General features: G+C 60.5%; 13 protein-coding genes. 7 read left to right on the top strand and 6 right to left on the bottom strand.

Annotated elements, in window-relative coordinates; all coding sequences use genetic code 11:
• The first annotated feature begins 260 nt into the window (after nt 1-260).
• From AC1RP7_RS18090 to AC1RP7_RS18075, 4 genes are all read left to right on the top strand, one after another.
• On the top strand, nt 261-629 hold the full coding sequence (locus tag AC1RP7_RS18090; protein WP_007988063.1) for a hypothetical protein: 369 nt from the start codon (nt 261-263) through the stop codon (nt 627-629).
• Between the two features lie 168 nt (nt 630-797).
• Nucleotides 798-1,223, top strand: coding sequence for a glycine zipper domain-containing protein (locus AC1RP7_RS18085; RefSeq protein WP_349736047.1), 426 nt, complete (start codon nt 798-800; stop codon nt 1,221-1,223).
• 16 nt (nt 1,224-1,239) lie between these two features.
• Nucleotides 1,240-1,422 carry a hypothetical protein gene (locus tag AC1RP7_RS18080; RefSeq protein ID WP_057715722.1) on the top strand — a complete coding sequence of 61 codons (183 nt, stop codon included), beginning with the start codon at nt 1,240-1,242 and terminating at the stop codon, nt 1,420-1,422.
• A 107-nt stretch (nt 1,423-1,529) separates the two neighbouring features.
• Nucleotides 1,530-1,739: a hypothetical protein gene (locus AC1RP7_RS18075; RefSeq protein WP_493181770.1), complete on the top strand. Its 210-nt coding sequence runs from the start codon at nt 1,530-1,532 to the stop codon at nt 1,737-1,739.
• A 55-nt stretch (nt 1,740-1,794) separates the two neighbouring features.
• On the opposite strand, the gene AC1RP7_RS18070 is transcribed toward AC1RP7_RS18075, so the two are convergent.
• On the bottom strand, nt 1,795-4,962 hold the full coding sequence (locus AC1RP7_RS18070) for an RHS repeat-associated core domain-containing protein (RefSeq protein ID WP_493183998.1): 3,168 nt from the start codon (nt 4,960-4,962) through the stop codon (nt 1,795-1,797).
• 413 nt (nt 4,963-5,375) lie between these two features.
• On the opposite strand from AC1RP7_RS18070, the gene AC1RP7_RS18065 reads away from it, so the two are divergent.
• The gene (locus tag AC1RP7_RS18065) at nt 5,376-6,071 is read left to right on the top strand and encodes an HAD-IA family hydrolase (RefSeq protein ID WP_493181773.1); all 696 of its coding nucleotides are present in this window, start codon (nt 5,376-5,378) and stop codon (nt 6,069-6,071) included.
• A 137-nt stretch (nt 6,072-6,208) separates the two neighbouring features.
• Here the strand turns inward: AC1RP7_RS18065 and AC1RP7_RS18060 are convergent, their stop codons facing one another.
• The gene (locus AC1RP7_RS18060; protein WP_151213299.1) at nt 6,209-6,955 is read right to left on the bottom strand and encodes a 3-oxoacyl-ACP reductase family protein; all 747 of its coding nucleotides are present in this window, start codon (nt 6,953-6,955) and stop codon (nt 6,209-6,211) included.
• Nucleotides 6,956-7,079: 124 nt separating this feature from the next.
• Between AC1RP7_RS18060 and AC1RP7_RS18055 the strand changes: the two genes are divergently transcribed.
• Nucleotides 7,080-8,003, top strand: coding sequence for a LysR family transcriptional regulator (locus tag AC1RP7_RS18055; RefSeq protein WP_340314413.1), 924 nt, complete (start codon nt 7,080-7,082; stop codon nt 8,001-8,003).
• A 129-nt stretch (nt 8,004-8,132) separates the two neighbouring features.
• Here the strand turns inward: AC1RP7_RS18055 and AC1RP7_RS18050 are convergent, their stop codons facing one another.
• The 3 genes from AC1RP7_RS18050 to AC1RP7_RS18040 form a co-directional block, all read right to left on the bottom strand.
• Nucleotides 8,133-8,861: an aspartate/glutamate racemase family protein gene (locus tag AC1RP7_RS18050; RefSeq protein ID WP_007988885.1), complete on the bottom strand. Its 729-nt coding sequence runs from the start codon at nt 8,859-8,861 to the stop codon at nt 8,133-8,135.
• Nucleotides 8,862-8,917: 56 nt separating this feature from the next.
• Nucleotides 8,918-10,459 (bottom strand): NCS1 family nucleobase:cation symporter-1, encoded by a 1,542-nt coding sequence (locus AC1RP7_RS18045; RefSeq protein ID WP_493181776.1) that lies wholly within the window; start codon nt 10,457-10,459, stop codon nt 8,918-8,920.
• A gap of 548 nt (nt 10,460-11,007) precedes the next feature.
• The gene (locus AC1RP7_RS18040; RefSeq protein WP_493181777.1) at nt 11,008-11,748 is read right to left on the bottom strand and encodes a phosphoadenylyl-sulfate reductase; all 741 of its coding nucleotides are present in this window, start codon (nt 11,746-11,748) and stop codon (nt 11,008-11,010) included.
• Between the two features lie 173 nt (nt 11,749-11,921).
• Here AC1RP7_RS18040 and thrH point away from each other — a divergent pair, with 173 nt between their 5' ends.
• Nucleotides 11,922-12,539 carry a bifunctional phosphoserine phosphatase/homoserine phosphotransferase ThrH gene (thrH, locus tag AC1RP7_RS18035; RefSeq protein WP_057715714.1) on the top strand — a complete coding sequence of 206 codons (618 nt, stop codon included), beginning with the start codon at nt 11,922-11,924 and terminating at the stop codon, nt 12,537-12,539.
• A 108-nt stretch (nt 12,540-12,647) separates the two neighbouring features.
• Here the strand turns inward: thrH and pabB are convergent, their stop codons facing one another.
• Nucleotides 12,648-13,991: an aminodeoxychorismate synthase component I gene (gene pabB / locus AC1RP7_RS18030; RefSeq protein WP_493181778.1), complete on the bottom strand. Its 1,344-nt coding sequence runs from the start codon at nt 13,989-13,991 to the stop codon at nt 12,648-12,650.
• Nucleotides 13,992-14,149 lie beyond the last annotated feature (158 nt).

Genomic DNA, 14,149 nt, shown 5'->3' with positions numbered 1-14,149 from the left:
TTTTATGACAATTTTTTTGAAGGGGCAGATCTTTCACAAACTTTTCACAACACCCTCCGTAATCTCGACTCATCCGTTAGAAAGCAACACCTGGCCCGTTTCCCCAGCGGGCTTTTTTTTGTCCGCGATAAAACCTTTTCGGTAAACGCTGTCCAACCCTCGCCAATCGCGAAGTTGGACCGGTGTGCTGGACTTTATCCGCGCAAAAGCATTCAATCTCGCCCCCCTTTTGTGTACCCCCTATTTTTGAGGTTTTTGTCATGCGTTTAACACTGCCCGCTCTGGTTCTGGGGCTTCTGGTTGCTCAAGGTGCAATGGCTGGTGACGGCACTGCCGCGCTGGGCGGTGGCTTGGGCGGCGCATTGGGTAACGTCGTCGGCCAGAAAATGGGCGGCAGCACTGGCGCCGCGATTGGTGCGGGCGTCGCTGGCGCGGCAGGCAGCGCAGTTGCCGCCAAAAAAGGTCATCGTACCAGCGCTGCTATCGGTGGCGGTGTCGGCGCGGCCGGTGGTTCGGTGATCGGCAATAGCCTCGGCGGCAAGTCCGGTGCCACCATCGGTGCGGGCCTGGGCGGTGCATTGGGCGGCGGCGTGGGCAGCAACCTGGCCAATGGTCACAAGCGTCACTGATCCTGATCCAGATTTGAAAAGAGCCCGGCTTGATGCCGGGCTTTTTCATTTATGAACGTTTCACGCCGCAGCAGCTCAAATCTTCCATACCCTGGGAAGAATGCGAGGCGTGCCATGAACCCGAAAACCAACGACAAAAAAAACGGAAGCCTGAATGCTCGACTATTGATGGTGCCTGCAATTGTTTTTGGATTGCTGGTCTCTCAGGTGGCGCTGGCGGGAGGTAATGGAGATGCCGCAGTGGGCGGTGGTCTTGGTGGGGTGCTGGGCAATGTTGTCGGTGGCCAGCTGGGTGGCAGCACGGGTGCGGCCGTCGGTGCCGGAGTCGGCGGCGCGGCCGGTAGTGCCATTGCCGCGCCAAAGCGCAGTCGCACCGAAGCAGCGGTAGGCGGTGGCTTGGGCGCGGCGGGTGGATCAGTGATCGGCAACAGTCTTGGCGGTTCGACCGGATCGGCCATCGGTGCCGGTCTTGGCGGTGCAGCCGGTGGTGCGGTCGGCAATGATCTGGGGAGTGATAGCGGCCACTCCCATTCCGGTGGCGGACATAAGCATTCGAACAAGCACCACAATAAGCACCACAATAAGCATCACTAGTTGAGCGAGGCATCCCATGACTGCGAAAAGCGAAGACAAGGAAGAAAAGGGGCCGAGCGCACAGCCATCTATAAACGATCCCGGCAATGAAGATCCGGGATCGCTGATGGATGATGCGACGGTACCGCTTAACGATGCTGATGATGCGGGCGATGTGGGGAATATCGAGTTTGAAGATGAGGAAGAGGACGAGGACTGATCGAACCGTGCTGTCGGATTGACCGGTTGTCCAGCTGATCGAACGCGTCCATCGCCCGATCCTCGCCAGGTCGTGGCCTGCACTTCAGGTCACACAAGAGGTGCGATATGAACACTGATCGGAAAGTCCCCGACGTTGATGAAACACCGGAGTATCCGCTGCCGTCGCCTACCGATTCCTTGAGCCGTGACCAACGACCACCGGACGATGATGATGCAGGTGTGGAGCAGGTTGCGAGCGACGACGATGATATAGAGGCCGATCCAGAAGATCGGGGCGATGGCGCGGGTGAGCCAGCTATTACAAAGCGACAGTGAAGAGCCCCGGGTCCCGATTGCTTCTTTGAAGCGTTGGTTCGAGGGGGGAATCCGGTTAGAAAATTCCCCGGGGCTCTAGTGAGTCTCCGCAATACCCGTATTTATTCGAAGGTTTTGGAGAGGGCGCATCAGGCTCTCCCTCATCAACCTTTGCCCTTCCTTGCCCATACGGCACCGAGCATCCCGGCTTGTTCTCCTGCGGGCAATTCCCGCCCAATCCCAATGGCGCCACCCACCCCGTCGGGTTCCGGGTGTACCGATACGGGTTCAACCCACCGGCCAGCCTGACCGGATCCAGCGTCAGATAACGACCAATGTCGGGATGGTAGTAGCGATGACGGTTGTAGTGCAGGCCACTCTCGGCGTCGAAGTATTGCCCCTGAAACCGTAGAGGCTGTTTGAGTCGTTCGCCGTCGCCCTGGCTCACTTCACGAAGTTTGCCGTGGGCGGTGTATTTGGCCGACCAGACGATAGCGCCGCCATAGTTGGTCAGTTCCTGCGGAGTACCGAGGTGGTCGAGTTGGTAGTAGAGAGGGCGGGCGTCTGCCCGGCCTTTTCCGTCAAGCAGCGCCAGCGGGCGGAAGCTGCCGGGTTCGTAAACGTAGCTGCGGTAGTGCTCGGGAGTGCTTTCGGCGATGAGCTGGTCGCCTTGCCAGAAGAATTGCGTGGTCTGGCTGTCGATGGTTTTGCGGATGCGCCGGCCGAAGACGTCGTAGCGGTAGCTGACACTTTTACCGTCCGGGGTGCTGACGCTGATCAGGCGGTGCTGGCTGTCATAGGTGTATTGGGTGACTTGGGGCGGCATGCCGCGGCGTTCGCGGATCAGGTTGCCGAAGGCGTCGTAGTCGTAGTGGCTGTTGCAATGGCGGTGCAGACGGTTGCCCTGGAGCACGAACGGGCCTGGACGGCCACGGATCAGCAGATTGCCGGCCGGGTCATGGGTGAAGTTCTCCGCGAACGGATCGCGGTCGTGGCGTACGCCGGTCAGGCGGTCGAACGCATCGTATTGATAGTGGCGTTGGCCGTGACGGCTGTCGGCAATCTGCAGGAGATTGCCCTTGGCGCTGTAGGCATACTCGCGGCGATACAGCGCTCGTTGCTTTTGGCTGACGCAATGGACCTGCAAGCGGCCTTGCTCGTCGTAGGCGTAGTCGCTGCGCAGCAGGCCCTGTTGGCGTTGCTGTTCGCGCCCGCCGACAAAACGGTGGCAGGTCAGGCGCGTGCCATTGAGATCGATGGCAGAGAGGACGCCCCCCTTGGCGTGGTGGTAGACAAGGACACAGTCGTCCGGAAGGTGCAGCCGCTTGAGCCGACCGCAGGCATCGTAGCCGTAACGCAGGGTGCCCCAGCCCTGATGCTCGGTGATCAGCCGGCCCTGGCGGTCGTATTCGAACGCCAGCGGATGGCCCTGACCGTCATCGACGCGAACCAGTCGCCCTGAGTTGTCGTAGTGGTACTCGACCTTGATCCCGTCGGGCAGGGTCTTGAGCAACAAGCGCCCGGCGCTGTCGCGTTGGTATTGGGTGAGGAGTTGCGAACCGTCGTCGCCGAACTCGGTTTTTTTCAGCAACTGGCCATTACCGTCATACGCATAGGTGGTACGACGGCCATCAAAGCCAGTTTCCTGTCGGATCAATCCGCCAGGCGTGTAGTCCAGCCGATAGGTGTCGCCGACCTCGTTTTCGATCTCGGTAAGCAACAGTTGCGCATGATCGTAGCCGTACTTCAGTGTGCTGCCGTCGGGGTTGATCCGACGGCTGACCAAGTGCAGGTCGTCGGCGTATTCGTAACGGGTTACCCGTCCCAGTTCGTCGGTTTCGGCGGTGACCTGGCCGTAGGCGTTGTAGCGATAGGCACGGCAGTCACCGGTGGGCAGCGTGATCCTGGTCAGTCGACCCACGGCGTCCCACTCATAGCCGGTGACGGCACCGTGTTCGTCCTGCCGGGAAATCCGCCGGCCCAGCACATCGTAGGAAAAAGCACGCTGGGCACCGTCCGGCAAGGTCTCCTCCAACAGTTGCCCCAGGGCGTTCCAGACAAACCGGTGACCGCTCTGATCGGGGAATCGGATTGTCAGCAAGCGCCCCTTGGGGTCGTAGAAATAGCGGGTGATCTGCCCGTCGGGATCGGAAACAGCAGTGATGTCGCCCTGGGCATTGCGCTGACAGGTCCAGGTCGCCTGACCACGGGTGAGGGTGCGCAGGAAACCGTGCCGATAGTTGCAGGTCATGGGCGCCTCATCGGGCGCACGCCGCGCGATCAACCGGCCGGCTTCGTCATAATGGTATTCGGTGACGGCGCCGAGGGCGTCCTGCTCGGCGATCAGGCGACCCTGATCGTCGTAGGCCTTGTGCAACTCACCGCCGTCGGGCCCGACCTGGCGTACCAGGCGTGCGCGGTTGTCATGAACGTAAACCTCTTCGCTACCGTCGGCGTTGTTCACTGTCACACAGCCTTTATCGTCCCAGGCGTAACGTGCCTCCATTTGCGAAAACGAGGCCCAATGATGGATGCAGCGGGCTGCCTTGCCAGAGCGTTCCCACGCCCAGAAGAAACTCGCGCCGCCGGCCATTTGCCGTTGCAGGATCACGTGCTGCTCGTCGTAGTCATAGCGCTCGCTTTCACCTGCGGCGTTGGTTGCCTCGATCAAGCGCCGGCGGGCGTCGTAGCGGTAGCTGACCAGTGTCTGTTCGGTGCGCCAGGTGTTTGCCTCGCAGTCGCCGCGCTGAAACACCTGATAGTCGACGGCCACCAGGTGCTTGACGTCGTAACGCAGCAATAAGGCGCGGTCGGCGCCGTTGTCCAGGCGTTGGATCCGGTCACAGCGGTCCCGTTGCACCGTCAGGCGGTTGCCGTAGGCATCGCTGATCGTGCTGAGCCGGCCGTCATGAAAGTGGTAGAACCGCGCGCGGTGGCCGGCCAGGGCGAGGATCAATTCGTCCGGCTCTTCGCCGAGGTAAATCGCCGCCCGCGACAGGCTGTTGTGGATCACCGGGCGCGCTGCCGTCGGCCGTGGAAAGGGCGTGCGGCGGTTTTCGGGGTCGATCCACAGCACCCGCTCGCTGTGGAGTTCCAGGTGCTGGGACAGCGAATGGCTCCAGCCAAAACCGAGGCCACTGTCGATTTCGACGGCACTGGTGCGATAGAGGCGGGTGAAGTCGAAAGGCAGGATTCCGTTGAGGGTGCCATCGGTCAGGGTCAGCAGTTCTTCACCGGTAACCATCGACACCGGGCCGTTGTGGGTGGCGGTTCGCTCGGCGGTGTCGATACTGACACCATTGGGGTTTTTCGCCTGTCTGGAGGCGTCCTCGTGGCGTTCATGCCTGCCGGGGCAAAGTATCAGGGGACCGCTGGCGGGGCATGCCAATACCTCTTGGGGATCGAACATCTGCTGTCTTTCGCTTGGCGGAATGTGGAGCGCGAAACTCTGCGGGGGATCGGCGAGGAAAGAAGTCGGGAAAGGGTGGCGCTCGCTGTAGGGGGATTCGCTAAATCGCGGAGGGCCATTCGGCGCCGATCGGAATTTCATCATTGCTCTAGACCAGCGGCGCTCGCTATGCTGCTGAATCCTTTAATCCATGGGGCATCGGCCGTACCTGAGCTCCCCGGGATACCTTAGAAAACGGATCAGATGCGATGAATGCACCACTGAAAGCATTCGGCCCGATCAAGGCCGTGATTTTCGATATGGACGGCTTGTTGCTGGACACGGAAGGCATCTACACCGAAGTCACCTCCATCATTGCCGCGCGTTACGGTCGGACGTTCGACTGGAGCATCAAACAGAACATCATTGGCCGGGGCGCGGGCGATCTGGCGCGCTATGTGGTTGAAGCGCTGGACTTGCCGATTACGGCACAAGAGTTTCTGGTGATCCGCGAGCCGCTGATGCGCGAGCGTTTTCCTACAGCGCAGGCAATGCCCGGAGCACAGGAACTGGTACGGCATCTGAAGGCCAACAATATTCCCATTGCCGTAGGCACCAGTTCTTCGAGCAAGTCGTTCGGCCAGAAAACCACCTTGCACCGCGACTGGTTCGCCTTGTTCGACTTTATCGTCACCGCCGATGACGCCGAGGTGGGCGCGGCCAAACCAGCACCGGATATTTTCCTGACGGCGGCGCGGCGCCTGGGTGTTGCACCGCAAGACTGCCTGGTGTTCGAGGATTCGCCCTTCGGCGTCACTGCGGCGAAAGCGGCAGGGATGACGGCGATTGCGATTCCGGATGCGGCAATGGCAGATGCCAGGTACGCACACGCCGATGGCATTCTTCGTACGCTGAAGGCGTTTGTGCCGAGTGCTTTTGGTTTGCCGGCGCTTGAGTGGGCCTAGCTAAAAAGACGGGTCGACTCTGGCAAATGTGGGAGCGGGCTTGCTCGCGAAGGCGGTGTACCAGGCAACATTGATGTCGTCTGATTCACCGCTTTCGCGAGCAAGCCCGCTCCCACATAGGGTTTGCGTTTAACGCATCAGGCGCCGAAACCACCGTCGATGGTCAGGCTGGCCCCCGTGATATAGCCCGCTTCAGGGCTGACAAGGTAGGCGACGAAGCTGGCGATCTCTTCGGCCTTGCCGTAACGGCCCACGGCCATCAACGGGATCAGGCTTTCCGCAAAGTCACCCTCGGCCGGATTCATGTCGGTGTCGACCGGGCCCGGTTGCACGTTATTGATGGTGATGCCTTGCGGGCCGAGATCTCGGGCCAGGCCTTTGGTCAGGCCGACCAGCGCCGACTTGCTCATGGCGTACGGGCCACCACCGGCGAAGGGCATGCGGTCGGCGTTGGTGCTGCCGATATTGATGATGCGACCGCCTTCGGTCATGTGTCTGGCGGCGGCCTGGGTGGCGATGAACACGCTGCGCACGTTGATGGCCAGGGTCTGGTCGAAGTCTTCGAGTTTGAACTCGGCCAGCGGTGCGACCGCCAGTACCCCAGCATTGTTGACCAGGATATCCAGGCGACCGAAGGCTTCTACCGTGGCGGACACGGCACCGCGGATGGCGTCGGCGTCGGCGCTGTCGGCCTTGATGGCCAGGGCCTTGCCGCCCTTGGCGGTGATGCTGTCTTGCAGTTCTTCGGCTTTGGCCGTGGAGCTGACGTAGGTGAAGGCAACGGTGGCGCCTTCAGCAGCCAGGCGCTTGACGATGGCTGCGCCGATGCCGCGGGAACCACCTTGAATCAAGGCCACTTTGCCGCTGAGGTTCTGAGTAGTCATATCGATCTCCAAGTCCCGAGGCGAGATGTCCCGGTTGATGGAGGCTAGTATCGATTCAGGATTACGTGCTGTGTAGACCATAGTTGCGATAGTCTGTGTAAACCAAAAGTTTATAGTGGCGCTTATGGAAACCTTCAGCAGTATCGAATGCTTTGTGCGCAGTGCCGAGGTCGGCAGCTTTGCTGAGGCGGCGCGGCGCTTGAGCCTGACACCGGCGGCGGTGGGCAAGAGCGTTGCCAAGCTCGAGGCGCGCCTGGGTGTCAGATTGTTCCAGCGCAGCACTCGCAGCCTGACCCTGACGGAAGCCGGTCAGTTGTTTCTCGGCGAAGTCAGCGGTAGCCTGCACACGATCCAGAATGCCGTGGCCAATCTCGCCAGCGCCGGAGGGCAGCCGGCGGGCACCTTGAAAGTCAGCATGGGGACAGTATTTGGCTGCCTGTACATTGTGCCGATGCTCGGTGAGTTTCTGCGGCGATTCCCGGCGATCAACCCGGACTGGCACTTCGACAACCGCCAGGTCGATCTGATCGGGCAGGGTTTCGACGCGGCCATCGGCGGCGGCTTCGAATTACCCCAGGGCGTGGTGGCACGCCGGCTGAGTCCGGCGCATCGGGTGTTGGTGGCTACGAAGGACTATCTGGAGACACATGCAGCGATCAGCGAGCCGGATGACCTCAAGCACCATGACGGGATTCTGATCCGCTCACCGCAGACCGGTCGTGTACGCTCCTGGCAGTTGACCCATCGCAATCAGCAACACAGCCCGTTGACGCTCAAGGCGCGGATGACCATGAGCGATTCCGAGGCCGCCTGCGCCACGGCCGCGCAAGGGCTGGGCATTGCGCTGGTGAGCATGCCGTTTGCCGCGGGCTATCTGGAGTCGGGCAGGCTGCAGCGGGTGTTGCCGGATTGGTACATCGACGACGGCTACACCTCCATCTATTACGCCGAACACAAACTGCTGCCGGGCAAAACCCGGGCGTTTGTCGAGTTTGTCATTGAGCAGTTTGCCGAGCGGGGGTTGGGGCAGAGGTTCAGTGCGGTTTGAGCCTGGCTTAAGACCGAGGTGTTGCCATCGCGGGCAAGCCACGCTCCCACAGGTTTGCGTCGAATACATTACTGAGGTGCGATGCATAACCTGTGGGAGCGAGCTTGCTCGCGATTGGGGCACCGCGGTCTACCGGGCAAACCGCCCCGGCCAACCAATGATGTTTTTCGGCCGTGGCGTCGCATAAGTCCGCACCTTCGATGTCGACAGCCCCAGTCGCACCAATGATTCGGCAATGGTCACCGCCGCCGTCACCCCATCCACCACCGGTACCCCGGTACGTCGGCGAATCTGCTCGTCCAGCCCGGCCATGCCGCCGCAGCCCAGGCAAATCACTTCGGCCTTGTCCTGGGTCACCGCCAGTTCGGCCTGATGGACGATGGCCTCCAGTGCGCGCTGCGGCTCGTGCTCCAGTTCCAGTACTGCCAAACCACTGGCCCGTACCGAGGCGCAACGGTCCCAGAGGCCGGAGAGCTTGAGGCGATCTTCGATCAGCGGCACGGTGCGGTCGAGGGTGGTGACCACGGAATAGGCGTGACCGAGAAACATTGCTGTGCTGGCGGCGGCATCGGTGATGTCCACCACCGGCACATTGAGCAGTTCCTGCAAGCCTTCACGGCCGTGTTCGCCATAACCGGCCTGGATCACCGCATCGAAGGGCTGGTCGTAGGACATCACCCGGTCCATGACCGCGATGGCCGCCAGGTAACTCTCGAAATTGCCTTCAATGGAGTCGGCACCGAAGTGCGGGGTGAGGCCGACGATTTCCGTGCCGGGCGACGCGACGGCCTGCGCCGAGCGGGCGATGGCCTGGGTGATGGATTCGGTGGTGTTGACGTTGACCACGAGAATGCGCATGGGGAGTCCTTATTGCAGTTGGTTCTGCGGCCCGACAACACCGGGCCGCGGCAGGATCAGTGGCTGACGTTGTCGACCGCGATGGCTTCGCCGCTAACATCGACGTAATGCGGTTGGCGCTTGGCGATGATCAGGTAGAGCATCCCGGCGATACCGGCACCAATCAGCCAGGAAAATGGCGATACGCTGTGGAAGCCCGGTACCAATGCCAAGACGATGGCGATGAACGCTGCAGGAATGAACGCCGCCACCGCGCGCAAATTGACACCGCGGCTGTAGTAATACGCGCCGTCAGGGTCTTCGCTGTACAACTGCGGCACGTTGATCCGGCCTTTGCGTACCAGCCAGTAGTCGACCATGATCACCCCGTACAACGGGCCGAGCAGGGCACCGAGGCCGGACAGGAAGTACACGATCACCAGCGGGCTGTTGTAGAGGTTCCACGGCAGGATCAGCACAGCGATGGTCGCGCTGATCAGCCCGGCGCGGCGGAAGGTCAGGTACTTGGGCGCCAGGTTGCTGAGTACGAACGCCGGGGCGACGAAGTTGGCCATGATGTTCACCGCCACGGTGACGATCAGGAACGCCAGGCAGCCGAGCACCAGGAAGAAGGTGTTGGGGATCGAGGCGATGATTTCGGTCGGGCTTTCGATGATCCGGCCATTGATCTGAAATTGCGCGCCGCACAGCAGGACGGTAATGCCGGCGAATACCAGGATATTCACCGGCAAGCCCCAGAAATTTCCGACCTTGATGGTTTTGCGGCACGGCGAGGAGCGGGCAAAGTCGCAGAAGTTGAGGATCAAGGTGCCGTAGATCGCCAGCCACAGTGCGCCACCGGCAAAGATGTTGCGCCACATCTCACCGCCAGTCAGCGGCTCACGGATAGACCAGGCGATGGTCGCATCGGCCTGGGTGTACATCCACGCGGCAAGGGCGGCGACGGTCAGCAAAATCACCGGGCCGGCAAATGCCTCGTAGCGTCGCACCATCTCCATGCCATAGGCCAGGATCGCCAGTTGCACGAACCAGATCGCGACGAAACACACCCAGCCCAGGGTCGACAGGCCGAGGATCGAGTCGTGGTCGTAGTCGGCGAACCCGGGATGGACCGCCGTTAACAGCACGCGAAAGACCACGGACGCAAGATACGTCTGGATACCGAACCAGGCGATGGCGATAACGGCGCGGATCAATGCAGGAATCTGCGCACCGTGAATGCCGAAACTGATCCGGCTGATGACCGGAAACGGCACCCCGGTTTTCTGGCCCATGTAGCCAGACAGGTTCATGAAGAAGTAAACCAGCGCGGCGCCGATCCCCAGGGACAGGAGAATCTGCCAGCCACCCAGACCCAAGGCGTACAGGCCTATGGCAAACGAGTAGTTGGCAATGTTGTGCACGTCGTTGGTCCACAGGGCAAAGATGCTGTAGCGGCCCCAGCGCCGACCTTCGGACTTGGTCGGTGCCAGGTCCTTGTTGTGCAATCGGGGGCTGAGCACCACGGGAGCGTGATGCGCCTGATTGTCGACGGTGTGGATGGAATGGGAGGAGGGTAGATCCAGCGCGATGTTGTTATTGGAGAGACTAGTACGCATTCCGGCAGGCTCCTGATGCTCGACATCGCGATGACTGTGCATGAGCGTTGGCTCGACAAATCTTCGTCGCGGATGGCGAATATCATTGGTTACGGGGCATCTGCAGCCTGTACGGGATAGGGCGCTTCAGGCTTGCGGATCTAAAGTGTGTGTATGTTTTGAATTGATTGTATACAAAACATGTATGCACTTAAGCCAGATCCATGCCAGTCGGGAGATCTATGAAACGCGCTATTCATTTCGTTTTGTTATGGCGGTTCGCCAAGCTACTGAAAAATAGGCAATTAAAATTGACCGATTGAACAGGTATTTATTTTACGAAGGGGATTCAGGAGGACATGGCGGTGTACGTCAGGCGAGGGGATGTAACTTTTGGGGGCGCAGAAACGAAAAGTGCACACATAAATGGCACCGATGGTGACATTCCTGTGTACACATTTTTGTGGGGGCGAGCTTGCTCGCGATGGTCGTCAATGAAAACGCTGTATTCCTGACACCCCATGGCGCTCTTGGGTTTATCGCGAGCAAGCTCGCTCCTACAGGGGTATTTACGCTTTCGACTTGCTGATGATATTCCCCGCATGCAGCCCGCATTCCTTCTGCGTCGCCTCTTCCCACCACCAACGGCCTTCACGCTCATGCTGGTTCGGCAGTACCGCGCGGGTGCAGGGTTCGCAGCCGATGCTGATGAAACCGCGTTCGTGCAGGCTGTTGTACGGCAACTCCAGCATGCGGATATAGCCCCAGATCTCTTCGCTGGTCATTTGCGCCAGCGGGTTGAACTTGTACAGGGTGCGTTCCGGGGTGGAGAACGCGGTGTCGATTTCCATCACCGCGACGGCGCTGCGGGTGCCGGGGCTCTGGTCCCGACGCTGGCCGGTCGCCCAGGCCGTCACGCCTGACAGCTTGCGGCGCAGCGGTTCGATCTTGCGGATGCCGCAGCATTCGCCATGGCCGTCCTTGTAGAAGCTGAACAGGCCTTTTTCCTTCACGAACGGCTCAAGTTTCGTGTAGTCCGGCGACACCAGTTCGATGTCGATCTTGTAGTGCTCGCGCACCTGATCGATGAACCGGTAGGTCTCGGGGTGCAAGCGACCGGTGTCGAGGCTGAACACTTTGACGTTCTTGTTCAGCTTCCAGGCCATGTCCACCAGCACCACGTCTTCGGCGCCGCTGAAAGATATCCACAGGTCATCGCCGAACTCGGCAAACGCGAGTTTCAGAATGTCCTGGGCGGATTTGTTGGCATAGGTCGTGGCGAGTTCCACGACGTCGAACGTTGGGCTCATCAGGGCGGCTTCCTACAGGTCGGTGGCGCTGGGCGCTCTATATGGGGTCGATGGTAACAAAAAGCTGCACGGGCCGGGGCATCCTCTGCGTTGCGCAGGCAGGCCCGAATCGCTAGAGTTCGGCAGTCTTTTTGCTCGCTCGACTCAATAATCAATACAAATGGGAGTGTCTTGTGGAAATTGCCTGTCTGGATCTTGAAGGTGTGCTGGTTCCGGAAATCTGGATCGCCTTCGCCGAAAAAACCGGGATCGAATCCCTCAGGGCCACTACCCGGGACATTCCCGACTACGACGTGCTGATGAAGCAGCGCCTGCGAATTCTCGACGAGCACGGCCTGAAGCTCTCCGACATTCAGGAAGTGATCGCCACGCTCAAGCCGCTCGATGGCGCCATCGAGTTCGTCGACTGGCTGCGCGAGCGCTTCCAGGTGGTGATCCTGTCGGACACCTTCTATGAGTTCTCCCAGCCGCTGATGCGTCAGCTGGGCTTCCCGACCTTGCTCTGCCATCGCCTGATTACTGACGACACTGGGCGAGTCACTGACTATCAACTACGTCAGAAAGATCCCAAGCGTCAGTCGGTCCTGGCCTTCAAGAGCCTCTACTACCGGGTGATCGCGGCGGGGGATTCCTACAACGACACCACGATGCTGGGCGAGGCCGATGCCGGGATTCTGTTCCATGCGCCGGATAACGTGATTGCGCAGTTCCCGCAGTTCCCGGCGGTGCACACGTTTGAAGCGTTGAAGCAGGAGTTCATCAAGGCATCAAACCGGACCCTGAGCTTGTAATCACATTCCCTGTATGTAGGAGCGAGCCTGCTCGCGATGTCGTCAACGATAACGCGGGGCACCAGACAGCCCGCGTCGTCCGTTGCTCCATCGCGAGCAGGCTCGCTCCTACAGGTTCTGTAGGGTTTCGAGCAGTACCTTCACCTTGGTAATCGACTCCTGATACTCAGCCTGCCACTGCGAGTCCGCGACAATTCCGCCACCGCCCCAGCAACACACCTGCCCGTCCTTGACCAGCAAACTACGGATGGCGATCGAGCTGTCCATTTCGCCGCGTACGTCCAGGTACAGCAACGAACCGCAATACAGGCCGCGCCGGGTCGGCTCCAGTTCGTCGATGATCTGCATGGCACGAATCTTTGGCGCGCCGGTAATCGAGCCGCCGGGGAAGCTGCCGGCGATCAGGTCCAGGGCATCGCGCTCATCCGCCAGTTCACCGGTGACGCTGCTCACCAGGTGGTGCACGTTCGGATAGCTTTCCAGGCTGAACAATTCCGGCACCCGTACTGAACCTGTGCGGCAGGTGCGACCGAGGTCATTGCGCAGCAGGTCGACAATCATCAGGTTTTCCGCGCGGTCTTTGGGGCTGGCCAGCAATTCGGCGGCGTTCGCGGCGTCCTGCTCGGGCGTCAGGCCCCGGGGGCGAGTGCCCTTGATCGGGCGGGTTTCCACATGGCCCTGGCTGACTTTGACGAAGCGTTCCGGCGACAGGCTGAGTACGGCATCGCCATCAGGCAAGTTCTGGAAACCGGAAAAAGGCGTCGGGCAAGCAGCGCGTAGCGCACAGTAAGCGGCCCACGGATCACCCAGGCAGGGTGCGCGAAACCGTTGGGCGAAATTGACCTGATAACAGTCGCCGGCCTGAATGTATTGCTGGATGCGCTCGATGGCCTGTTGATACTCATCGGCGCTCAAGTCGGCAGTCATCGGGGTGAGCAGTTTGAAGGGCGCGATCGCTTGCGGCGCAGGCTGGCTGAACAGTTCGATCAGGCGCTGACGCTCGCTGTCGGGCAGGGTCGGGTGGAACACCAATTGACTGGTCTGCGAAAGGTGATCGCTGATCAAGGCCCAGCCGTACAAGCCGAAACGCGCGTCGGGCAGATGCAGGTCATCACTGGCCTGGCTCGGCAGGCGTTCCAGATGTCGGCCGAAGTCGTAACTCAGGTAACCGATCAACCCACCGGCAAACGGCAACTCATAATCTGCCGGCAGAATGGCTTCGCCCAGGCGTGTCAGGTTGTCGCGCAGGCGTTGCAGGAAAGCATCGCCACTTTCGTCGGGCGACACCGTCAGTTGTTCCAGTGGCCAGGCGCTGAGCAGGTCATATCGACCGCGGTCGGCGCTGGGGCGGCCACTGTCGAGCAGGACGGCACCGGGTGCATGGCGAATCGCCGCGAAATATTCGGCGGGGTTGGCGCGATAGGGCAGCGGGTGTACGGAACAGGTCAACATGGGCGGGGGAAGTCAGCCATCGAGGCGGGGTGGCGATTGTAGTCCCCTCGGAGAATTGCTCCTAGAGGGGATTGATTGCTGTAGGAGCGAGCTCGCTCGCGATGGTCGTCAACGATAACGCTGTATGCCTGACCCCCCCACAGTGTTTTCAGGTTCAT

It is taken from the genome of Pseudomonas sp. GW822-FHT01E03, assembly GCF_058802985.1.
The sequence above is the reverse complement of the archived record's forward strand: the minus strand, read 5'-3'. Positions and strand labels throughout refer to the sequence as shown.